This is a genomic window from Providencia sp. wls1943, assembly GCF_009706275.1.
Taxonomy (GTDB): domain Bacteria; phylum Pseudomonadota; class Gammaproteobacteria; order Enterobacterales; family Enterobacteriaceae; genus Providencia; species Providencia zhijiangensis.
On the sequence record NZ_WLTU01000023.1, the window covers coordinates 95647 to 118778 of the forward strand.

17 protein-coding genes are annotated in these 23132 nt (G+C 40.9%); 7 read left to right on the top strand and 10 right to left on the bottom strand.

The window, feature by feature from the left end:
• Window position 1: 1 nt before the first annotated feature.
• The gene (locus GKR48_RS11975) at window positions 2–1045 is read right to left on the bottom strand and encodes a hypothetical protein (protein WP_230088657.1); all 1044 of its coding nucleotides are present in this window, start codon (window positions 1043–1045) and stop codon (window positions 2–4) included.
• Between the two features lie 21 nt (window positions 1046–1066).
• Complete coding sequence (locus GKR48_RS11980; RefSeq protein ID WP_154628253.1) at window positions 1067–1627, bottom strand: LemA family protein; 561 nt, start codon at window positions 1625–1627, stop codon at window positions 1067–1069.
• Between the two features lie 554 nt (window positions 1628–2181).
• On the opposite strand from GKR48_RS11980, the gene GKR48_RS11985 reads away from it, so the two are divergent.
• From GKR48_RS11985 to GKR48_RS12000, 4 genes are all read left to right on the top strand, one after another.
• Window positions 2182–3255, top strand: a complete 1074-nt coding sequence (locus GKR48_RS11985) for an erythritol/L-threitol dehydrogenase (protein ID WP_006657336.1) — start codon at window positions 2182–2184, stop codon at window positions 3253–3255.
• A gap of 185 nt (window positions 3256–3440) precedes the next feature.
• A complete protein-coding gene (locus GKR48_RS11990; RefSeq protein WP_414153954.1) occupies window positions 3441–4301 on the top strand; it encodes an ABC transporter substrate-binding protein in 861 nt (286 codons plus the stop codon).
• Between the two features lie 171 nt (window positions 4302–4472).
• A complete protein-coding gene (locus GKR48_RS11995) occupies window positions 4473–5957 on the top strand; it encodes a sugar ABC transporter ATP-binding protein (protein WP_154628254.1) in 1485 nt (494 codons plus the stop codon).
• Window positions 5958–5967: 10 nt separating this feature from the next.
• Window positions 5968–6939: an ABC transporter permease gene (locus tag GKR48_RS12000; protein WP_036954045.1), complete on the top strand. Its 972-nt coding sequence runs from the start codon at window positions 5968–5970 to the stop codon at window positions 6937–6939.
• 57 nt (window positions 6940–6996) lie between these two features.
• On the opposite strand, the gene GKR48_RS12005 is transcribed toward GKR48_RS12000, so the two are convergent.
• From GKR48_RS12005 to GKR48_RS12030, 6 genes are all read right to left on the bottom strand, one after another.
• Window positions 6997–8001: a LacI family DNA-binding transcriptional regulator gene (locus tag GKR48_RS12005; RefSeq protein ID WP_154604492.1), complete on the bottom strand. Its 1005-nt coding sequence runs from the start codon at window positions 7999–8001 to the stop codon at window positions 6997–6999.
• Between the two features lie 261 nt (window positions 8002–8262).
• Complete coding sequence (locus GKR48_RS12010; RefSeq protein WP_154628255.1) at window positions 8263–9078, bottom strand: sulfite exporter TauE/SafE family protein; 816 nt, start codon at window positions 9076–9078, stop codon at window positions 8263–8265.
• Window positions 9066–9437, bottom strand: a complete 372-nt coding sequence (locus GKR48_RS12015) for a thioredoxin family protein (RefSeq protein WP_006662714.1) — start codon at window positions 9435–9437, stop codon at window positions 9066–9068. The genes GKR48_RS12010 and GKR48_RS12015 overlap by 13 nt, the downstream gene beginning before the upstream one ends.
• Before the next feature lie 66 nt (window positions 9438–9503).
• Window positions 9504–10169, bottom strand: a complete 666-nt coding sequence (ccmB, locus tag GKR48_RS12020) for a heme exporter protein CcmB (protein ID WP_006657329.1) — start codon at window positions 10167–10169, stop codon at window positions 9504–9506.
• Window positions 10169–10786, bottom strand: a complete 618-nt coding sequence (gene ccmA / locus GKR48_RS12025; protein ID WP_154628256.1) for a cytochrome c biogenesis heme-transporting ATPase CcmA — start codon at window positions 10784–10786, stop codon at window positions 10169–10171. The genes ccmB and ccmA overlap by 1 nt, the downstream gene beginning before the upstream one ends.
• 33 nt (window positions 10787–10819) lie before the next feature.
• Window positions 10820–11998 carry an NAD-binding protein gene (locus GKR48_RS12030; RefSeq protein WP_154628257.1) on the bottom strand — a complete coding sequence of 393 codons (1179 nt, stop codon included), beginning with the start codon at window positions 11996–11998 and terminating at the stop codon, window positions 10820–10822.
• A gap of 337 nt (window positions 11999–12335) precedes the next feature.
• Between GKR48_RS12030 and cptA the strand changes: the two genes are divergently transcribed.
• The 3 genes from cptA to GKR48_RS12045 all read left to right on the top strand — a co-directional run bounded on the left by cptA (window position 12336) and on the right by GKR48_RS12045 (window position 17255).
• Window positions 12336–14045 (top strand): phosphoethanolamine transferase CptA, encoded by a 1710-nt coding sequence (gene cptA, locus GKR48_RS12035; protein WP_154628258.1) that lies wholly within the window; start codon window positions 12336–12338, stop codon window positions 14043–14045.
• 223 nt (window positions 14046–14268) lie between these two features.
• The gene (locus GKR48_RS12040; RefSeq protein ID WP_154628259.1) at window positions 14269–14724 is read left to right on the top strand and encodes a hypothetical protein; all 456 of its coding nucleotides are present in this window, start codon (window positions 14269–14271) and stop codon (window positions 14722–14724) included.
• Window positions 14725–15248: 524 nt separating this feature from the next.
• A complete protein-coding gene (locus tag GKR48_RS12045; protein ID WP_154628260.1) occupies window positions 15249–17255 on the top strand; it encodes a BCCT family transporter in 2007 nt (668 codons plus the stop codon).
• Between the two features lie 371 nt (window positions 17256–17626).
• On the opposite strand, the gene GKR48_RS12050 is transcribed toward GKR48_RS12045, so the two are convergent.
• Together GKR48_RS12050 and GKR48_RS12055 are read right to left on the bottom strand one after the other, a co-directional pair.
• Window positions 17627–17959, bottom strand: coding sequence for a hypothetical protein (locus GKR48_RS12050; RefSeq protein WP_154628261.1), 333 nt, complete (start codon window positions 17957–17959; stop codon window positions 17627–17629).
• Window positions 17959–23115, bottom strand: coding sequence for a DUF637 domain-containing protein (locus GKR48_RS12055; protein WP_230088658.1), 5157 nt, complete (start codon window positions 23113–23115; stop codon window positions 17959–17961). Before GKR48_RS12055 ends, GKR48_RS12050 begins: the two co-directional genes overlap by 1 nt.
• Window positions 23116–23132 lie beyond the last annotated feature (17 nt).

Below are 23132 nucleotides of genomic sequence, written 5' to 3' on the forward strand. Positions count from 1 at the left end.
ATCATTCACTGTCAGATAACGAAATTTGGTTAAAATGAAGCGTTAAATATCCATCTTGATAACTCACTGGCGTCATTAATATCAACGCAATCAGAATAGCTGCAACCATTGCAGTCACCCCAATATTCCGACGCATTGGCGCGGATTTATTCCAGCGAGTCACATAATCTGATGGCGAAACGCCTAATAACATGTGTGGCGCTTTGCGGGTAATCACCACTTTGCCATTCTCACTGTCCGCCGAACCAATCAATAAATAACTCTTCCCACTTTCAAGTAAATACTCTTTATAACGACGATTGCCACTTTCATAATCCATATGGGGGGATAATCCCGTATGAACAAAATAATCTGGGTCACAAATCACATTCACTGAGCCTGTATCATCCGTTATGGTGAAATTATGTAGCTGAGCGCTGCTGTCTCTGAGGGTATAACTTTTTTTACCCTCTTTATCCGTAGAGATGGAGTATTCATAATAGAAAGCGCCATAACAACTGCGATTACCCAACTTACTTTTAACTTCCTTTCCTGACGTTATTTTCCCTTCCACTTCCACAAGCCCCATCGCAATTGAGCGAATTTTTGACGTCGCGAGGTTCTTTTGAAACTTTAGAAAGCGTTTTTCGGGGGTATTTTGAATAATACTCAAAACAAACAATAAGACGAAAGCCACAAAAAAGAGGCGAATATCGATGAAAAATCCCATCGTTAAACACCCAGCTAATGCAGTGCTAACAAGGGTTTTTAATAATGCGGTAAATTTTGAGGAGCCTTCTTTTTGTAAACGTTGATAGCGGTCATAGGCACTTTCCGTTATTCCAACGACAAGACGGCTAGCTGCAAAAGCCATCCCTACAGCCACGGCGTAGAAAAAGTAGCGTTCATATTCACCAGGTCTCGGCGAAATAGTTTCCCACGCCCCAAATAGCACCGCAGTAAAAGGAATAATGCCCCAATTAAATTTACGCTTTTTGGAATATTTTCTGTCTAAATAAAAAAGAATGCCGCCTAATGCAGCACCTAGAAAGTAGTAGATATTCACAGATGATACCTTTAACGGTAATTATGATTTGAATTGAACACCATCATATTTTTTCTCCGCCTCAGAGATTTCCAATAAAGGCAACGCAGTAAAACCAAAAATACTGGCAAAAATACTGTCTGGGAACATTTGGATCGCCGTATTGTATTCCGTTGTTGCGTCATTAAAGCCTTCGCGGCGCTGAGCGATTTTATCTTCCACTTCACTTAGTGCGATTTGTAATTGGGTAAACTGTTCACCCGATATTAGCGTTGGGTAGTTTTCAGCAACCGCCACGAGGCTTTTTAATGCCTTATCCATTTCATTCGATGCCGCAATTTTTTCATTCACATTTTTAGCGCTGAAATAATTTTGGCGAGCATCACTCAATGAGGTAAATAGCGCTTTTTCATGATCCATGGCTTTTTCAACTATGGTGACTAATTGGGGAATCTGGTCCGCACGCTGTTTTAAAATCACATCAATATTGGCAAATTGATTGCTAACTTGATTCCGAGTACTCACCAAGCGGTTATAAATAGAAATTCCCCATCCCGCTAAAATAAGCAGTAAAACCAGAAGAACAATCATTGTCGTTGCCATTTTTATGCCTTTTAATTAAAAAATCATTAATGCAGAGATATTTAATTTAAGTTATCGATATAACACTTTTTATTCAATCGGAAAAATAGCAAAGAAAAAGATTAATAGAGATTTATACGCTACAGCAAATCGATCGCGATCACATTAATGACGCAAACTAATTCAAATTTCACCTTAAAGTGTTAGCTGAAATGTTTTTTCAAAGATTCTTCACTTCTGAAAATAACGAAACTAATTATACTCTTTCGAAAATCATCGCATCCACTATAGTTTGCATTTTATCTGGCAAACAAACCTCATAAACAAAAGAGTTCTTAAATAAAAAATAGGATTTGAATCACAATTATCACTTTTTTATTTAGCATCTCTCAAAAATGACGACGTCGTCATATTAAAAACTAAACAATTTATTTATAACAATAGAGCATCACTTTTCTCACACTATTATTATTTTTAGCCGTCAAGCTTTACAAAGAGAACGGTTTAGTTACAAAAGCGACGTTTAATGTTGACGTCAACATTATAGCCAACATCCAGAATGAGGTTATTAGAATATGAGTACCCTACCTGAAAAAATGAAAGCTGTTGTATGTCATGGCCCCCATGATTACCGCTTTGAAGCCATTAAAAGACCAACACCAGGGTTCCGTGAAGTGGTCATCAAAGTTGATGGATGCGGTATCTGTGCAGGTGACTGTAAAGCCAATGATGGCGCTCAAATGTTCTGGGGTGAAAACCCATGGATCAAAGCCCCTGTCGTACCCGGTCACGAATTTTACGGTCGCGTTGCGGAACTGGGCGAAGGGTCCGCTGAAAAATATAAATTGAAAATTGGCGACCGTATCTTAGCGGAACAAATTGTCCCTTGCTGGGAATGCCGTTTCTGCAAGTCAGGCAAATATTGGATGTGTGAAACCCATGACATTTATGGCTTTCAAAAAGAAGTCGCAGATGGCGGAATGGCTGAATATATGCGTTTCTCTGAGCGTGCAATTATTCATAAAATTCCAGATGAATTATCGGATAAAGACGCGGCATTAATCGAGCCAATGGCTTGTGCTATCCATACCGTTCGCCGTGGTGATATTGATTTAAATGACGTGGTTGTCATCGCCGGTGCGGGTCCATTAGGTCTGTGCATGATCCAAGTTGCAAAACTGAAAACGCCGAAAAAATTAGTCGTGATTGATGCTATCGATGAGCGCCTTGAATTAGCGAAGAAATTTGGTGCGGATGTTGTTATCAACCCACTGAAAGAAGATGCTATCAAACTGGTTAAGGAGATGACCGAAGGTTATGGTTGCGATGTGTATATCGAAGCCACTGGCGCGCCTATCGGTGTGACTCAAGGGTTAGAAATGATCCGTAAACTGGGTCGCTTCGTCGAGTTCAGCGTTTTCGGTAAAGAAACGACGGTTGACTGGTCCATTATCGGTGACCGCAAAGAGTTAGATATCCGAGGCGCACACTTAGGTCCGTACAGCTATGAGGTTGCTATCGACCTGTTCAGCCGAGGGCTGGTATGTGCTGACGATATCGTTACCCACTTCTACTCAATCGATGATTGGGAAGAGGCGTTTGTTATGGCGAAATCAGCCGACTCCATCAAAGTCGTCATCAAGCCATAATGCTGTTGTAGTGCAATATAGTGAAATTCAGTATTGTGAAATGCAGTATCAGCATAATTAAAGTAAGTCATTAATAATCATAAATATTAGCAGTACCCTATAACACTAAAGACTCTTTAGGAGAACATCTTATGTTGAGTAAATTTAAAAAGTTAGCTGTTGCAGCAAGTGTTTTAACACTGGGCATGGCTTTTAATGCGACAGCAAAACCTGTTTCTGTCGGAATGTCGTTTCAAGAACTGAATAACGAATATTTCGTGACCATGAAAGAGGCTTTAGAAAGCGCAACAGGTGAAATGGGCGCTCAGCTTTATATCGCTGATGCGGCTCACGATGTCTCAAAACAAACGAGCGACATCGAAGATATGCTGCAGAAGAAAATCGATATCCTGCTGATTAACCCAGCGGATAGCGTAGGTGCAGAAACGGCGGTATTAGCGGCGAAAAAAGCCGGTGTCGTGGTAATTGCTATCGATGCACAAGCTAACGGTCCAATCGATTCATTCGTGGGTTCTAAAAACTACGAAGCGGGCCTAATGGCGGGTAAACGTTTAGGTGAATCATTAGGTGGTAAAGGTGAAGTTGCTATCCTTGATGGTATCCCTGTCGTGCCAATCCTTGAGCGTGTTCGTGGTTTTGAAGCTGCTATGAAAGAGTATCCAAATATCAAAATTGTGACCAAATTAAACGGTAAACAAGAGCGTGATACTGCGATGAACGTCACTGAAAACATGCTGCAAGCTAACCCTGGCTTGAATGGTATCTTCAGTGTGAACGATGTGGGTTCTTTAGGTGCATTAGCGGCCATCGAATCTGCGGGCCGTGATGTGAAACTGGTGAGTGTTGATGGTTCTCCTGAAGCCGTCGCTGAAATTGCCAAAGGTAATTCACCGTTTATCGCTACCTCTGCACAATTCCCACGTGACCAAGTACGTATTGGTTTAGCCATGGGCTTAGCAAAACACTGGGGAGCGAACGTACCTAAAGAAGTTCCTCTGGATGTTAAGTTAATCGACAAAACCAATGCTAAAGATTTCCATTGGTAATCAGCAATTAATAAAATAAATAAGTCGAACTCGGTATTGCGTCTGTGGATTATATCCCTGGCGCAATACTCTTAATAAAAATGAATGACACTCTGTTTATTGGAAAGTATTTCACTTTCCAACTCGCTTTGTTACCCATTTTTAAGCGGTAAAGAAATTAAGGGAAGCAACATGATGCAATTGTTAGCATTAAAAGATGTCAGTAAAACTTTCCCTGGGGTTAAGGCGCTAGATAATATTAATCTCTCTTTAGAAAAAGGAGAGGTACACGCACTGCTGGGTGAAAATGGTGCGGGTAAATCAACGCTAATGAAAGTGCTGTGTGGAATTCATAAACCAGATAGCGGGAAAATACTTATCGAAGGCGAAGAACACACCTTCCATAATTATCGTGATGCCATTAAAGCGGGCGTCGGTATTATTTTCCAAGAGTTTTCGTTAATCCCTTATTTAAATGCTTTTGAAAATATCTTTTTAAACCGGGAAATTAAAAATAAATTTGGCTTATTAGATAGAAAGCTGATGCGTGAAAAAGCGCAGATAATCCTATCTGAGTTGGGTGTTAATATTGATATTGATGAACCCATTAGCCATTTAAGTATTGCTGAACAACAATTTGTGGAAATTGCCAAAGCGCTTTCTCTGGATGCCAAAATATTGGTATTAGATGAGCCAACGGCAACATTAACACCCAAAGAAGCCAATCACCTATTTGATGTGATGCGTGACCTGAAAGCAAAAGGCGTCGGCATGTTCTTTATCTCTCACCACTTGGAAGAGATTTATGAAATTTGCGACACCATTAGCGTATTGCGAGATGGTCAATATATTGGCTCCCGCAAGGTAGATGATACAGACCTTGATGTGATCATCGAAATGATGGTGGGTCGTGAAGTCGAAAATATTTACCCGCCAAAACGTCATTTTGATGGGCAAGAGGTCATTCTCGATGCTCAAATTCAACGGTTTGCTTCTGGCCCAACCAACCGCATTCAATTGAAAAAAGGTGAGATCCTCGGCCTTGCAGGCTTAGTCGGCTCAGGCCGTACTGAAAATATTCTCGCCATGATGGGAGCCGATAAAGCTTACAAGAAAAAAGTGATTTTGGACGGTCAAGACGTCAAAGTGAAATCAGCGGCGCAAGCGCTACAGTTAGGGATTGGGCTGTTACCTGAAAGTCGTAAAACCCAAGGATTAGTTTTGCCATTTTCGGTGAAAGAGAATATCTGGCTAAATAACCACGCCCAAAAATTGTTCTTAATTCAAAATAAAAAAGAGCATTTGTTATCACTTGATTTGATTTCTCAAGTCAAAGTTAAAACACCCGAAGCGGATACCGCGGTTTCAACCTTAAGTGGGGGAAATCAGCAAAAAGTGGTTATTGCGCGCTGGCTCAATAAACAAGCCAAAATTCTTATTTTCGATGAGCCTACGCGAGGTATCGATGTTGGGGCAAAATCAGAAATCTACCAGTTAATGCGTTCACTCACTGAAAAAGGTATCTCAATTATTATGATCTCCTCCGAGCTACCTGAAGTTATTGGCGTGAGCGATCGGGTTTTGGTATTTCGAGATGGTGAAGTTGCTGCTGAATTAAGTGGGGACGAGATCAACTCAACCCAAATTATGTTACATGCGGCCGGCAATATTATATAGGATCATGACTATGTCTAACCAAAGTACAATTCCACTGGCGAAGAATAAATTTAATTTTGCCAAATTAACCAAGATACCGGCATTTTTACCTCTCGTTGGGTTAATTATTTTATTTGCTTGCATGTCCATTTTTAATGAGCATTTTTTAACGGTAAATAACTTATCTACTATTGCCCGCCAAGTTTCGATTAACGCAATCATTGCTATCGGGATGACATTTGCCATCTTAACAGGAGGAATTGACCTTTCCGTTGGGGCGGTGATGGCACTATCCGGTACATTGATGGCTGGATTAATGAAATATTATGGTATGGACCCTTCGATCGCCATTGCTCTGGGTCTGTTATCCGGTATCGCATTTGGATTTATTAATGGGATTTTAACTGCTTACGGTAAAATGCCGCCTATTATCGTGACCTTAGGCGCCATGATCATCGCGAAGGGCTTAGCGCTAATTTACACCGGTGGTTACCCTATTTCTGGCTTACCTCAAGAGTTTGCTTTTTGGGGACGTGAAGAATTGATGGGAATTCAAGTGCCTATCCTGTTAATGCTGGGTCTGTATCTGATTTTTTATGTGGTACTTAATCATATTCCATTCGGTCGCTATATTTATGCGATTGGCGGTAACGAAGAGGCAGCGCGTTTAAGTGGTATCCGCGTTGAGCGCTACAAAATGTTGGTGTACGTCATCAGTGGTTTCACTGCCGCATTTGCCGGACTGATTTTTACCTCTCGCGTGATGAGTGGTCAGCCTAATGCTGGTGTAGGTTTTGAACTTGATGCCATTGCAGCGGTGGTTTTAGGTGGTGCATCTATCGCAGGTGGTCGCGGAATGATCATCGGTACATTGATCGGCGCAATGATTTTAGGTGTGCTGAACAATGGCTTGAACCTATTGGGTATTTCGCCGTACGTTCAATATATTGTAAAAGGCTTAATTATCTGGGGTGCAACCTTAATTAGCTCAATGAAGCGTTAATTTTCACGCTGTTATGATAAATAATAAATAAGGATTTCATGATGAAATCCTTATTTTTTAATCGTACGTCACGAGTTTTCCATTGACAAAAATTTGCTTGGAGCCCGTTTCTTTAGTAGAGCCACCTTCTATCTCTGCAAACAATAATTCCGCTGTTCGTTTACCTAAATAAACTGAGTCATGGTGAACGCCTGAAATCGATAAATGATAAGTATCAGCATAAGGTGGTAAGTCCACCGAGAAATAACGGCAAGATAATCCGAGTTCAGAAATAATTTTGTACATCCCCGCGGTAATAATTCCGTTTAACCCCACGATGTACATATTGGGTGTATAGAGCTCTTTTATTTTTTCTCTTAAATACTCTTCATCTTTCTTACTAAAAATATAACTGCTGTACAGGACATGAATATTTTTACGGTTGGTAAATTGATCATAAATACCTGCTAAGCGTGAAAGACTAATTTCAGAATGCTCAGGCCCTGAGACAATTAAGGTATTTTCACTGCGTTGCTGATTGAGATATTTACCAGTTAATGCCCCGATTTCAAAGTTTTTCAGAAATAGCCCAGGGTAATCTTTGCCATAAATAGAACGGTCAACAAAAACCAATGGGACTTTATGCTGATCAATCAATGACAAATAACTCGGTTGATAGGCTTTATCGTCACGAACAGGTGAAAGTAAAATGCCACTGGCCTTATAGCTAACTAAGGTTTCAATGGCGGTTTGTTCCGCTTTTTCATCACTATCAGTATCAAAAATCATGACCTGATAGCCTTTTTCTTTCGCTAAGCGCGACACCGTCTGGATTAAAACCACATAGAAGGGGTTAAACGTGCTGTCTGTCACAACACCAATAATTCGGCTATTTTTATTCTTTAAGTTACGCGCAAATACATTGGGAACGTAATTTAACTCTTGTGCGATCGCGAGTATTTTTTCCCGTGTTTCTTTTTTTACCAATTCTGGGTGATTAAAAGCTCGAGATACCGTAATATCGGTCACATTCGCGCGTTTGGCGATATCAATGATGGTTGTTGAACTATCTTGTTTAGTCATATTTATGCTAGTCAACCTGTAATGATTATTGTATTTGGTAGGGTATAGCGTGTTCTGTTGATATCACTGCTGAATAAGAATTGCGATTAATCCATTATACCTATTTATCATTGAAGATAAATCAGTTTTCTTTCTTATACATCAAACCAATAGCATCTTATGCCTAATATTCTCAATTTGAATCAAGCCAAATATAAAAAATTGTTTTAAACGTAAAATAACTGAAAAATCACTAATAAATGAGTAATGGAAATGAAATTATTATATTAACAAACTGGGGATCCCATTATTATTTATAAAAACAAAAATTAAATATAATAAATATAATGAAACAAAAATAACTAATAATGAAAATATAGTTTGAACAATATTAACAGGGATGTAGCCAATCAAAAAACGTCCCGCAACCAACCCAAAAACGCAGGCTAAAATAAAGGTTGCACTCACCTCTAATGGATATTCAAAACCATTCAAGATATTAATTGAAATACTAATGCTGCCAATGAGGAATATCACCATCAGCGAAGTAGCAATAATGCTTTTAATATTTAAATTAGTGAATTTTCTCATGGCAGGCACAATAATAAACCCGCCCCCGACACCTAATAAGCCCGTCAGCAATCCTGCAACCAAACCTATTCCACCCAGTATAGATGCCGTTTGTATATTCCAAATAAATTTTCCCGTTTGCTGATTTATTTTGCACGGGGCATCATCCTCTTCAATTACTTTTTTAAAAACAACACGATATGCAACCACCAGCATCACGAGGCTAAATGCTAAAGTCAGCCATTGGGGTGAAATAATTTGAGCTAAATAAACACCATATTTAGCGGTGGGAATACTCATTAACGCAATCCAAATAGCCGCTTTATAACGAATATTCTGCTGAATAAGCCCCTGAATAACACCAACTAATACCGCCAATGTAATCGCTAATAGCCCCACTGGCGCGGCGAGTGCAACGCCCCATCCTTGAGATGTCATCAATGCAGGAACCGCTAAAATACCCCCACCAGCGCCCGTTAATCCTAATAGGCAGCCAATAACTAATCCTTCAAAGATTAATGTGAACATAACAGCTTATTTTCTATTTTCGCAATCAGTGAAGAAAGTTGATATTCCCCGGCTATCAAATCCACCAAACGAGCATCATGAAAAAGCGCAATAGAAGGAACAGATTTAATTCCGTATTGAGGGGCTATTGTCGGAGATTGGGCGATATCCACTATTCCAAAATGTACACTCCCACCAAAATGCGAGCCGCCATTATCAGAAAAGTAGTCTGCTAATTGTAAATAGATAGGCTTCATTGTTTGACAAGGCTGGCACCAAGACGCAGAAAAATAAATTAATGCCCATTGCCCACTCGATTGCATTGGGTCAGATAACAATCGGCTAAAGTTCTCACTACTGATCAGGGGAACCGCGGACATGATAATTTTCCTTTTGCCAGATAGAATACGCTTTGACTATATCAGCTAAATTAACAAGGTTCTTCCCTAACTATTACTCACGTTAATCTTTAGCGCCGCCGCAATCGCCAGTGGAGAGAACGTAATACTTGCCGCAAACAATGCCCCTAGAATGGCAAAATAGCCTCCAAGCTGCATATTAAAACTGTGTGCTTCCATTGTCCCTGTGGCGTAAATCAGAACCGGAATATACAACGGTAATACTAATAAGCTGACCAGAACGCCGCCTTTCTTCAGTGATACCGTCAACGCAGCGCCAATCGCCCCAATGAAACTTAATACTGGCGTACCCAATAATAACGTGCCCGCTAGCACTAGCAATGTTTCGCTATTAATCGATAACATGACCGCCGCCACAGGAGAAAGCAGTACCAACGGTAATCCCGTGACTAACCAGTGGGAGATCACCTTAGCTAACACAGTCATAAACAGTGGGTGAGGCGCTAATAGCAATTGTTCGAGAGAGCCATCCAAATAGTCATCTTTAAATAAGCGTTCTAACGAAAGCAGTGATGATAAAATTGCCGCAACCCAGAAAATCCCGACGGAAATCCGCGCCAACAATTGAGGCTCAGGTCCGATACTCAACGGGAATAACGTAATGACAATCAAAAAAAACCACAGTGGGTTGACGAGTTCAGAGAAACTGCGAAACGCAATTTTAAGCTCTCTTTTTATTAATAACCAAAACATCAATCATACCCGCCTGTCAGTTTTAACGTACCAAAATGCCCTGTCATCGCTTGGTGCGACGTAAACAAAATCATACCGCCTTGCTGGGCATGTTGATGAAAACGCTCAGTTAAACGATTAACACCTGCTACATCAATAGCCGTAAATGGTTCATCCAAAATCCACAACGGCGCTTCACTTAGCCATAGGCGAGCAAGATTGACCCGACGCTGCTGTCCTGCCGAAAGCTGCCCCACCGGAATATCTTCATACCCCATCAAAGAGACCTCTTCTAATGCAGACCAGATTTTGTCCCCTTCTGGCTCATGGTGGTACATTTGATAATAAAATTTCAGATTTTCATAAGGTGTCAGCAATGATTTTACGGCGGGTTTATGCCCCAGATACAATAGATGACGAGTAAACTCTTCCTTTAGTTTTTCAATCGATTGTTTCTGCCATAGAATCGTTCCTTCGTCTGGCTTTAATAACCCAGCCATCATGCGTAACAGGGTCGTTTTCCCTGCCCCATTCGGACCTTCCACCTGCAAAATTTGACTCGGTAAAACGGAGAAATCCAGTTGCCGGAATAACGTTCTATTTTGTCGGTGGCAGGTAATTTTATCCGCACTTAACATGGGGCTGAGTTCCTTTTAACATCCGTGAAATCGCTAGCTTTTGGTGACTTTGCTCAGCAGCATATCACTAATGCTGTCATTAGAAATTGTTTCACCGCAAAGCACTTGCATCAAAACTTCTGAGCCAAGAGAAGAGAGCGAAAATAGCATATCAGGATGCAACAAACGGATTTTATCCATATTTGACTCTTGGTTAACTAATACCACCGTTTTCGCCTCACCTTTGCTGCCTGATTGTTCTTTCACTCCCAGCAAGGCAAACGTACTCAAAGAGTCACTATCGGTCATGATAAGCACACATTTAGCCTGCTTCACATTTGCCTCTGCCAATAAGGCAGAATCCGTCGGGTCCCCCGTGACAATATTGTCTTTTTCAGGGTAGTGGCTACGGTGGCTGTCTTGACAAATGACTGCGACAGGAAGTTCCCGCTTTTTCAGCGCTTGGTAGATATTAACTGCCATCGGTGTGCTACCAATGACAACATAATGATTTTTCATATATGAAAACCTCTTACGAACAATCTCTTTCGTTCCTTTCGCTAATACACCCACCACATACACTACGGAAGTAGTAAAAATAGTGATCCCTAAAATAATCACGGTGACCGTAAATACACGGGCATCTATTGTCACGGGCACAATATCGCCAAACCCCACCGTCGTCATGCAAACAAGCGCAAAATAGAATGCCGTGGTGCCATCTTTCACAACTGGCGAGAATTCATCACCAATATATAGCGTACCAAAAATGGAGTAGATCAATAATGAAATAATACAGGTAAGCGCCACAAACCCCGCGCTACTGATACTGTGTCGAGGGTAAAGCTTCCAAAACAGCGTTAATGCAATCAGCAAACCAAACGAGAAATATCCCTGTCTTACGTGGTCTACAGCGATCCGCAAATCTACAAACGCGATAATCGCCAGTAGCAATAGCGCAAAAACCCAAGCTATACGCGCACCGTTAATCATAAATAGCGATAAAAATATCAACGCGATCCCTAATAAAAAGCGCGGGATATCCAATAATTTCATAAATCCGAGGGATTTTAGCCATTCAGTAAATCCACTTTGGCGCCAATCGATATAGTCTGTGTAAGCACTCAACACCGGTTTTAAGATTAAGCCCCCATCAACAATCACCAAAATGGAGAGCAAAATTCTTACGGCTAAAGCGGATCTCAAAAAAGCCACAAAGGCGTTATCTAGCATCGTGTTGTGCCACCCATCAATTAAATCGCCGGTTGGTATTTCCAGCGAATAGATTAACAAAGAATAATATCAATTCCATGACTTATGCAATAAATGAAAAATCTATCTGAAAAGCCTCATTTCTTAATGAGTTAATCATTAAAGGATGGATGAAAAGAAAAGCTTATACATTATTTAAAAATCATTGATAATCAGTGTAATAAATTACTCATTATCTGTAATGAGTTCATTATTAATATAATTTGAACTAACTCGATGACTTTCTATCTAAAAAATGATTTTTCGACTATGGTTTGATTGTTACTTAACGAAACTAATAATTAAGAGCTAAAAATTTATGGTTAATTCGATAAAAACAGGAAAATTTAGCTGGATGTCTTTGTTCTGGCTATTAATTTATTTCTGGTATTTTTCATCTTTATTACAGCTGTATGTGGTCATCACGGGTCAAAGTAACACCATTGGATTAAGAGATTCTTTACTGTATAGCTCACTTTGGCTCGTCCCAGCATTATTTTTCCCTCGAAAAATCAAACTGGTAGCCGGCTTAATTGGGATTGTATTGTGGCTATCTTCGGTCGTCGCCCTCGCCTATTTCGTAGTCTATGGGCATCAATTGTCGCAAAGCGTCATGTTTGTGATGTTCGAAACCAATACCAACGAAGCGGGCGAATTCCTACGCCAGTATTTGAGTTTTAAAGTGATTGCGGTGATTTTGGCTTACACCCTGGGCGCTATTTTCCTATGGACACGTTTGAAACCTGTTTCGTTGCCAGTGACTGGGCGCGTGATTGTGTCCGCGCTCGTTCTGATCGTGCTATTTGGCGTGCCTTACTACAATAAAGCCATCAAACAGCAGCGTCCTTTCGAAAACGTAGTTTCCTACGTTAACAGTAAATTAGCGTATGCCGCACCATGGCAGTTTGTAAGTGGTTACTTCCTGTATAAGAACCAACTGGCAAACATGGAAGAATTAATCCGCGACAACAGCAAAATTCCACCGTTAGAAAATTTTGTTGATGCCAATGGCAACACCCCAAGAACATTTGTGTTGGTAATTGGTGAATCCACCAGCCGCGACAGAATGAGCTTGTATGGTTATTCTCGCCAAACAACGCCAGAGCTTGATCAACTGGAAAAACAGTATCCTAACAATTTGGCGGTCTTTAATGATGTGGTTACGCCACGCCCTTATACCATCGAAGCGTTACAGCAAATTTTAACCTTTGCTTCAGAAACTGAGCCTGATCTGTTTAATTCCCGCCCATCTATCATGAATATGATGAGACAAGCTGGCTTTAAAACGTTCTGGATCACCAATCAGCAAACCATGACTGAGCGAAATACGCTGTTAACGGCGTTCTCTCGTCAAACCGATAAGCAATATTATTTGAACAACGATATGGCGCAAAGCTCCCGTATTTATGATGACGTGGTGCTTGACCCATTCAAAGAAGCCTTAGCCGATCCTGCTGAGAAGAAATTTATTGTGGTGCACCTGCTTGGAACCCATATGCGCTATGAGTTCCGTTATCCTGAAGATAAAGCCATCTTCACCGATAGCAATAGCCCAGTGCCGACCAACTTAAAAGGCGACCAAATTAAAGATTACAATGCCTATGATAATGCTCAGCATTACAATGACTATGTGGTCTCGTCGCTGATCAAAGATTTCGACTCTTCAAAAGAAAATGGCTTCTTAGTCTTCTTCTCCGATCACGGTGAAGATGTTTACGACACGCCACCACATGAAATGTTAGGCCGTAGCGAAGGCAAGCCAAGCAAAGTGATGTACAACGTACCATTCTTAGTATGGCAGTCGCCAGAATGGTTACAGACCCATCAATTTGACTTGAAAGATAAAACCGCTCGCCCATACAGCAATATGGACTTTATCTATACATGGTCTGATTTGGCGGGTCTCAAGTACACCGGATTTGAGCCACAAAAAAGTCTGATTAACAATGAGTACCAACCACAGCCTCGTTGGATTGGTGACCCAGAAAATAAAGCATCCATGATGCTGTATGACGACTTAAAGAAATAGCCTTAAATCAGCGCAAGTGGGTGTTTACTCACTTGCGCACTATCTCCGTCTAACACAAGCTCCTTCCCGCATACGCTGTTTCCTACGCATCTTTACAGATACCACATGGATCTCTCGCCATTTCATATGCTACATTTTGATTTGTCTATGTCGGTATTTTAGCCCCAAATGAATTTACCGTTTAATTAGTATTTTTCTAACATTACCTGTTAAGGAATTAATAATGAAACATAAAATCATTTCTTCTCTTGTTGTTGCAGGCGTTTTAACTCTCGTCGCTGGCTGTGATGATTCATCAAAAAAAGACAGCGCGGTTCAACAAGTCGAAGAAAAAGCTACCCAGTTAAAAGACGCGACTGAGCAAAAAGCCACTGAGTTATCTGATAGCGCAAAAGCCACCGCGCAAGATGTGAAAAATGATGTTTCTGACAAAACATCTGAACTCTCAGACAAAGCCAAAGCATTAGCGGACCAAGGTGAGAAAAAAGCGGATGAGCTGAAACAAGATGCATCCGACTCCGCCGATAAACTCAAAGATCAGTATGACAAAGCGTCTAGTGAGTTTTCAGAAAAAGCACAAGACATGAAAACGGATGCCATTAACAAAGCTGACGAACTTGCCACTGATGCTAAAGACAAAACTGAGGCGTTAAAATCAGAGAATGATGCGAAGAAATAAATTATCGCATTTTCCCCTTTTTTCATTCTAAAGCAGACAGATCTTGTCTGCTTTTTTATGCGCACTGAAATTAATTCATTTTGCTATTTAGCCCGGTTTAAGGCTATTTTTAGCAACATAATCATCTCTTTTGCTCACTTGGTTAAATTCCTATAAATAACACCCAAATACAGTAAGATAAATAAACAATGAATTGATAAATAACATGAAATTTACACCCTTTATTTATTTTCATTTTACCCCTTAGGTTGATCATTGATGCCTACCATGGCAGTATACCCTTTCGTTTTTTGTTCATAACAGGGTTCAAAGGGGGTCATCATTCACCAATTTTTGTTGATAATTCAGCTATAAACGATCATTATCAACGCTCACAATTTAGCCATTTTATTGTTCTTTCTATTTCGTTTCCTACAGGGAAACCCTTTCGCAATAACCTATTGTTTCATTCAGAAGGACAGCTCGCCGCATGCCCCCTTAAGATTGGTATGCAAAAAATAAAATAAAAATCAAAGAAGGTCGTTATGAGTCAAAACGTGACTGAAAACAAAAAAGTACGCACCAAAATCAGCCCCCCTGTGTTTTACAGTTCGGCTATCATTATTCTGCTTATCGTCGGTTTTGCCGCCTTAATGCCTGAAATGGCAGAATCTCATCTAAGTCATCTTCAAAAGAACCTATTTAACAACGCCAGTTGGTTCTACATTCTCGCTGTAGCCATCATTTTGTTGAGTGTGACTTATCTGGGACTCTCGCGTTATGGACAGATAAAATTAGGTCCTGATCACGCACAGCCCAACTTCAGCTATGTCTCTTGGTTTGCTATGTTGTTCTCAGCGGGTATGGGTATCGGCTTGATGTTCTTCGGCGTTGCCGAGCCTGTCATGCACTATCTCAACCCACCAGTGGGGGATCCGCAAACCGTAGAAGCCGCCAAAGAAGCCATGCGCCTGACGTTCTTCCATTGGGGATTACACGCTTGGGCTATCTACGCCATTGTCGCCTTGATTCTGGCCTTTTTCAGCTATCGCCACGGTTTACCACTCACTCTGCGTTCTGCCCTATACCCGATTATTGGTGACCGAATTTATGGTCCTTTGGGTCATGCAGTTGATGTCTTTGCGGTCGTGGGTACCGTGTTTGGTGTCGCGACCTCTCTTGGCTTTGGGGTGCTGCAAGTTAACGCCGGAATGAACCATCTGTTTGGTTTACCGGTGAATGAGACTGTGCAAGTCGGCTTGATTATCGCCTTCACCGCTCTCGCGACCTTATCCGTTGTCTCAGGGCTCGACAAAGGGATCCGTATTTTATCTGAGCTGAACCTCGGTCTCGCCTTCCTATTATTACTGTTGATTGTGATATTAGGCCCGACAGTCTTGCTGTTAAAATCTTTTGTGGAAAACACGGGGGGATATCTCTCTGAAATTGTCAGCAAGACGTTTAATTTGTATGCCTACGAACCGAAATCCAGTGATTGGTTAGGGGGCTGGACGCTACTGTATTGGGGTTGGTGGTTATCATGGTCGCCGTTTGTTGGGATGTTTATCGCCCGAATTTCTCGCGGTCGTACTATTCGTGAGTTTGTTACTGGCGTGCTGTTTGTTCCTGCGGGCTTTACCCTGATGTGGATGACCTTCTTTGGTAATACCGCCATTGATTTAATCAAAAATCAAGGAGCAACCCGACTGGCGGAAACGGTGCAGTCTGATGTCTCTCTCGCGCTATTCGAGTTTTTGACTTACTTCCCGTTCTCTACGGTGTTATCGTTCTTCGCCATGCTGATGGTGGTAGTGTTCTTTGTCACCTCTGCGGACTCTGGTGCCATGGTGGTCGATACCCTCGCCTCTGGCGGTGACTCAAATACCCCAGTTTGGCAACGTATTTTCTGGGCTGGCTTAATGGGCGTTGTCGCTATCACGATGTTACTTGCAGGTGGTCTACAAGCGCTGCAAACCTTAACCATCGCTAGCGCCTTGCCATTCGCCGCGGTTCTGCTTGTCTCCATTTATGGGTTATTCAAAGCGTTACGCGTGGATGCCTATAAACGTGATAGCCAGCAATTAGCTACCATCGCCCCAACTGCGAGCCGTAACCCGATTCCGTGGCAGCGCCGTTTACGTAATATTGTCTACTTCCCGAAACGCGCTCATGTAAAACGCTTTATGGAAGAGTCCGTGAAGCCATCCATGGAGATGGTTTCCGAGGAGTTAGCTAAGCAAGGTACCGTTTGCCATATCCATACAGATAAAGACGATAGAATCGGATTTGAAGTCGATTTAGGCGACGATATGAACTTTCTGTATGAAGTTCGCTTACGCTACTACATTCAACCCGCATTCGCCCTCGCGGGAATGGGAAATGACAACGATGAAGAGCGAAGTGAAGAGCAAAAATATTACCGCGCTGAAATTCACTTAAAAGAAGGTGGGCAAGACTACGATGTGATGGGCTGGGCGAAAGAACAAATCATCCATGACATCCTCGACCAGTATGAAAAACATATTCACTTTTTACATTTACTGGGTAAGTAGCCCCAAAAAAGAAGAGTTGAACATTAGAGGCTGAAGTTTATACAGAAGTAACTGCCATCTTTACATCAAGATGGCGGTTACTTCTAATACTTTCCTAGCTTTTATCATGTTTTATTTATTTCGTATAACAGCCCATAATCTTAATCATGGTACATACGAGGAAAATACTCACTAATTTTGTCGTTATCTAGTAATCTATCTTTCGTGAAATCAATCGTATCTGAGACAACAATATTATTACAATAAATAGTTTTAGTCCCAATATCAGCCCCCCCTAACAGACAGGCTCTCAATTTCATTTTGTGGGCAGTTCCGACGAGCTGCCCACAATTAGTTTTATGCTGAATTGCCATTACTCTATTAGTAATATTTTAATAATAACTATTTTTAATTAGTATTGATGGTTTTATTTGCGCATAAAATATTTTCTCATTGTGTCCCTCTACTGAAGTAATGATGATTTCATCACCAATAATTTCTATCTTATTGACATTAATAATATTTATTGTTGCAATCTTGATGTTTCTAACTTTTAATATAAGAGTTGCGCTGTTTTCTAATATAGTAAAATAAAAGAGGAGAGAGATATCGCCAGTACTATATTCATAGCCAAAAGTTAAACCATCATCTAAGTTCGTGTAAAAAGGCTCATTTTCAAAGAATTCAAGCAATTCAACACTATCCGGATATTTATAAATGCTCATTATTCACCTTTAGGAATTGTTGTTACAAAAGTCATATTGCCATTGTTTTCTATTTTATATGTCGTATGGAAAACTGTAGCCTTACCTGATGGCCCAATAAGAAACGACTCGCGCTCTTCAAATTTTCCCCACTTATTTTCAAATGTATTAATTGTATTACCTTTCAGCTGAGGTGTTACTTTAAAATGTTCGATAAGGATATTTTTTCCGATAACGTCCTCAAATATCCCTAATTTTTTCATCGTATTAGCCATCTGATTTGTTCTACTACTGTTATGATCACCGCTCGTAACATGACCAAATAGATATTTAAACTTGTCCTCATGGAAAATAACTGGATTTTTTATTTTTATAGTGGGCTTTTGCTTAGTAATTCCCATTGCACCTATAGAAGCGGCAAAATACAAGTCTTCTAAATTTTTTTTACTCCACCCTGTATAGTTACTGGCATTTTCAATCCATTGATTAAAAACAAACGCTTCCATATCAGTTGAACTATCAATTTTAGAGTAAGTGAATAGCCGTATTGATTCCACGCCACCAAAAGCAGGGTAATTTCCAACTACTTTCCTTTCTTTTGTTATCCAATAGTCCGCTAATAAAGAGTCCTCAATATAAGTACTAGGGTACTTCTTCATGAGTGACTCATAATAAACTCGATCTGAGGATTCGAGTGACTCTTGAGCAATGCAGTTTACTTTACGACATGATGAAGCTAATAATCGCTCTAGTTTATTTTTATCTCCATTAGCAAGCTCATTAACAGCTTTAATTTCCTCTAAATGAAGTTGGCGATTATAACGTTCTATAATTTCAGCTGAATTCGCAGCACTATTGATACCACTTGCTTCACCTGTTGCGATTAGACCTGCGAAAGCTCCTGCTATGCGGCTAATTTGTGCTTGCTGCTCTTGCCAATTATCGGTTTTATCAAGATTATCATTAATCGTAATACCTGCTATTTGGGCCGCTAATGCACCTACAATTGCGCCTTTGGCATTTCCACCAGCAATTTCAGCACTAATACCCGACACAACGGAGTGACCTAAAAGCTTTCCTGTATGCCCTAAGATCTCTCCCTTATCACCAATCAGTTTTGCACCTTCCGCATTAACTTGATTGCCAATATTACTGAGTAGAGCATTTTTAAAATTATCGGTGAAACTGCCGCCTTGAATGGTGGTATTTACAGTTGAGCTAATCACTGACTGTGCAGCAACCCTCTGGGCAACCTTATTCCAATCACCATTGGTCAGTAACGGCAATTTGGCATCTGCTGGATTACCTTTAGTCCACTCCATTTTGATATCAAGGCCATTGAGCGCTCCTGAAATCACCATTTGAGCAATAATGGATTTGACGGTATCGCTTTTTCCAAGCGAGTTAAGTGTCTTGGATAGATTTCCTTGGTTTTCAGCCAGTGCGACCGCAGCTTGCGTAGAGAGTGCTGTCATGCCTGAATAGGCTGCGCCTGAGATGACCGCTGCGGTGGTTCCACTAGTTCCAGATGCTGCCCAAGCGGCAAACTGTGATGCAGTACCTGATGTCATGGCTGCAACGGTTATCATAATTAAAGCTGACGCAACAGGATTTAAGCTTTGGCTTTTATAATCCCAACTGTCATATGCATCCTTAACTAACCCCCACTGTACATCCTTGCGATCTTTTAGACCTGCGAGCCATTTTGTACCTTCGGTTTGCCCAAGGGTATTTAGGGCATTCTGTAAGCTTTGGTTATTTTTAGCTTTAACATCTGCGGTGACGCCCTTTGCGGCATCAATGGTCAACTTGCCACCAATGTGCAGGGCTGGCAGTACCCATTTATCTTCGGTATACCCTTTATTGCGTTGGGTAATATAAAACCCTTTCGAATTAGAAATCACTTGCTCAAAAGTGGTGTTCTTCACCGCTTTAAAATTCACCTTACCGGTTTGGCTGGTGATTTTGGCATTCTTGCCCGCATTAATTTTGGTGGCTTCTAACGTGACATCATCCTTGGCATACAGGTTAATATCACCGCCAGCGGTAAATTCAGTCACTTTATTGGTTGTTTCACTACGCGTTTTTTTGACTTCTTTTTTGGTTATACAAAGTGTCCATTTATTGCATTTTTTCTTTTGTTCTTCATAGTGGCTAGTTTCTTCCATCGCTTGTGCATAGAGATACCCGCCTTTTGCCGCAATATCCATCGCACCTTTGGCAACGAGACGAGACGCTTGAAAAAGAATGCTCCCCTCAGACAAAATGGTCAGGGTTTTACCGCTGTTAATTTCAGTGCCAATTTGGCGATATAGATCCTCTAATCGTTTACCCGATTGTTTGCGATAGTGGGTTTTAGCTGACTCTAAGCGAATATTTCCCCCACTGGAAATCGTAATGTCTCCCAGAGATTTGATTATGCTACCTTGTGCGGTGAGAGCGCCGTTTGAAGCCAGTGTAACGCCTTTATCTCCCGAAAGCGTCGAGGTCACATAGCGGATATTTTGGTTATCTTCATTTGGATTCGCAATAGCAGAATAAGCCGTAGCGGTTAATTTAATATCACGCCCCGAGAGCGCAGTGAGTTTACCCTTGGATTGAAGGTTTGCGGATTGAAAATCAATATCATGCGCGGCATTTAACGTGATATTGCCATTCGCGATAAGTTGGGAGCGAAGCTCTGGATAGCGATTGGTTTTAAATACATTGTCGATATCTTTAATGGCTTTAGAGCCTAACAAAATATCTTGGCCCGCATTGAATGTTAGAGATTTTCCACTGCTAAAGGTTATGCCCTGCGCTTCAATATTTTTGCCTGCGGTGAGGTTTATTTCCCCCGAACTAGCCCAATTTCCTATTTTCGTGATTAATGCATTGATATTTGCGGCTGGCTCTAAAGCCGCGAGTTTCATTAAATTGGATTCATCACGACGAATAACAATATTGTCATTAGCACTGAGGGTCAGTTTATTCGTTTTGGCTAATTGTGCATTATCAAAAGTGATATTTTTACCCGCTTGGATATGTAACGAATTCGCAGCGTTAATAACCGGAGGCGATAATACATTGTCTTTAAACGCAGAGACGGGATTTAAGCTGTACGAGATATTGCCATTTTTCGCAATTAAAGTGCCGTCTTTCGCAGTTAAATTGACTTGTTTAAGATTAAGGTCGTTATTCGCAATTAGGCTTTGTGATTGATTGGCTACGAGCTGTGCATTATTAATATTGATGTTTTGACCCGCGATAATAGACAGGTCATTTCCAGACTGTAAGTTGGAGGAAATATTTATATTATTAGAATTTAAGATGATATTTTTTGCGGTAATGGCAAAGGAAGGAGCACCTACTTGCATTATTTTCGCGATAGGTTTTTCGGTGCTAGGAAGTTTGCTTTCAAGATTAATGGTGTTTTTAAAATCAAGAACAACATTATTTCCCGCAGATATAGACTGATAACTTAATGCATCAGGAGACCAAGAATAGAATTTATCGATTAACTTAAAATCTACTGGCTCACCAACATAGAAAATATCATAAGTCCCCGTATCATCACTTTCATCTGCAAATTTGCCTAAATCTGCATTAGATCTATCGTACTTATACCAAAGATCTAACTTACCTGAGTTAAAAGAGGATATTGATACATTTTGTCCTGTCAATATCACATTATTTTTTGCAGTAATTTTCCCAAAATAACTAACTAAATCATTTGCATTAATATAGGCATTCTTTCCTGATGTTATAGTCCCAATATTTCCCAGATTTAAATACTGTTTTCGTTCAACATTAATACTGTCATTGTTGATAAAATCCATCACCCCAAACCATTTTTTATAGGGGAAACTTTCTAGTCGGGGATAGAGTGAAATAATCGATACAACTCCCTGCCTTGAACCAAAAAAAGAAGATACATAAGTACCGTTTTTATCGCTGGTAGTTGCATTAATATTGGAGATTTTTATAGGCGATGTTATTGCTGTATTGGTAAGTTTCTTCGTCCGAACAATCAAATCCCCTGCATTGGTCTTTATCGTTCCCGATTTATTTTCAATCAGGGTGCTCAAATCCCCTTTGGCATTTTTTTGCATCCACAAGTTGTCTTGTGCCTGAATAAGCGCACTATTGCCCATATTGCTTACTGACTCAGCGAAGACACGCATATCCTTACCAGCGATAACCTTTCCATTATTGCTGAGGGTGTTGGTGGCTAATGTGATGTCCTTGGTGGCATTCACCTTGGCGTTGGCGTTAATTTGCAGGTTTTTGGTGCTGATATTAATGTCTTTTTTCCCTTGAATATTGCCTGCAAGGGTAATTTTGCCATCGACGGTTAATGTCAGGTCATTTTGGTTGGTTTGCACATTGCTGAGGTTAATTCCTACCCCAGCTTCGGTACTCACCAGTTTCACTTGATTGGCGTACATGCCGCCCAGTGCTTTGGTATCTACCGAAATACTCGGCTTTGCCCCTTCCCCCGCAATGGGTGCCACGGTGCCTTTTTGAAAGTCGACACGGTTGGTGCCTTGCATCAGAGTCAAGTTCTTAGCTTTGATTTGCCCATTCAATTCGGTAGCGCGGCTGATAATATCGGCATAGGTTTGTGCTTCAGCATTCATGCCATTAGCGCCGATAACCACACTGCCTTTTTTCACTTCAACTGCAGACAAGGCGCCCTTGTTATCCAAAATGGGTTTCCCTGTGGTCAAGGTAATCGCAGGGGTATTCACAAAGCTACAGCCATTGCAGGTAATCCCATTCGGGTTGGCAATTAAGACATTCGCCCCTTTACCTGCCACTTCCAGCTTGCCCTGTAATTCTGAGCGGCTACTGCCTGTCACTTCGTTAATAATCAGATTGGCAGCATTCCCTTTTAAATTGGCATTGGCTTTGAGTTGCCCGGCAATTTGGGAGTTCACATTGCTGGTGGCGTTATTGAGTACCGCGCCTTGTTTATCCACATTGAAGTCTTGGAATTTATTATGTGATACCCCCGCCCCATTCGGCGTGGCAATATTAATAACTGGAATATTATTTTGCTGGCTGACTTGGGTGTTTTTATCTGCCGCCGTCATGACTGCCCCCCAAGCAGGATGTAAAGGGTAGACAGCCGTTAAGAAAATAATGGTGTAACTTAATAGCCGCTTAGGGCGCGAAGGCAACTGTTCATTTAGCATAAATAATCCTTTAAAAA

What these genes read in the sequence shown, in the direction of transcription:
- GKR48_RS12000 (WP_036954045.1), top strand. Translation starts at nt 5,968, where the DNA reads ATGTCTAACCAAAGTACAATTCCACTGGCGAAGAATAAATTTAATTTT.
- ccmA (WP_154628256.1), bottom strand. Translation starts at nt 10,786, where the DNA reads ATGTTAAGTGCGGATAAAATTACCTGCCACCGACAAAATAGAACGTTA.
- GKR48_RS12040 (WP_154628259.1), top strand. Translation starts at nt 14,269, where the DNA reads ATGAAACATAAAATCATTTCTTCTCTTGTTGTTGCAGGCGTTTTAACT.
- ccmB (WP_006657329.1), bottom strand. Translation starts at nt 10,169, where the DNA reads ATGTTTTGGTTATTAATAAAAAGAGAGCTTAAAATTGCGTTTCGCAGT.
- GKR48_RS11980 (WP_154628253.1), bottom strand. Translation starts at nt 1,627, where the DNA reads ATGGCAACGACAATGATTGTTCTTCTGGTTTTACTGCTTATTTTAGCG.
- GKR48_RS11990 (WP_414153954.1), top strand. Translation starts at nt 3,441, where the DNA reads ATGGCTTTTAATGCGACAGCAAAACCTGTTTCTGTCGGAATGTCGTTT.
- GKR48_RS12045 (WP_154628260.1), top strand. Translation starts at nt 15,249, where the DNA reads ATGAGTCAAAACGTGACTGAAAACAAAAAAGTACGCACCAAAATCAGC.
- GKR48_RS12015 (WP_006662714.1), bottom strand. Translation starts at nt 9,437, where the DNA reads ATGTCCGCGGTTCCCCTGATCAGTAGTGAGAACTTTAGCCGATTGTTA.
- GKR48_RS12010 (WP_154628255.1), bottom strand. Translation starts at nt 9,078, where the DNA reads ATGTTCACATTAATCTTTGAAGGATTAGTTATTGGCTGCCTATTAGGA.
- GKR48_RS12030 (WP_154628257.1), bottom strand. Translation starts at nt 11,998, where the DNA reads ATGCTAGATAACGCCTTTGTGGCTTTTTTGAGATCCGCTTTAGCCGTA.
- GKR48_RS12055 (WP_230088658.1), bottom strand. Translation starts at nt 23,115, where the DNA reads ATGCTAAATGAACAGTTGCCTTCGCGCCCTAAGCGGCTATTAAGTTAC.
- GKR48_RS12005 (WP_154604492.1), bottom strand. Translation starts at nt 8,001, where the DNA reads ATGACTAAACAAGATAGTTCAACAACCATCATTGATATCGCCAAACGC.
- cptA (WP_154628258.1), top strand. Translation starts at nt 12,336, where the DNA reads ATGGTTAATTCGATAAAAACAGGAAAATTTAGCTGGATGTCTTTGTTC.
- GKR48_RS11985 (WP_006657336.1), top strand. Translation starts at nt 2,182, where the DNA reads ATGAGTACCCTACCTGAAAAAATGAAAGCTGTTGTATGTCATGGCCCC.
- GKR48_RS12050 (WP_154628261.1), bottom strand. Translation starts at nt 17,959, where the DNA reads ATGAGCATTTATAAATATCCGGATAGTGTTGAATTGCTTGAATTCTTT.
- GKR48_RS11995 (WP_154628254.1), top strand. Translation starts at nt 4,473, where the DNA reads ATGATGCAATTGTTAGCATTAAAAGATGTCAGTAAAACTTTCCCTGGG.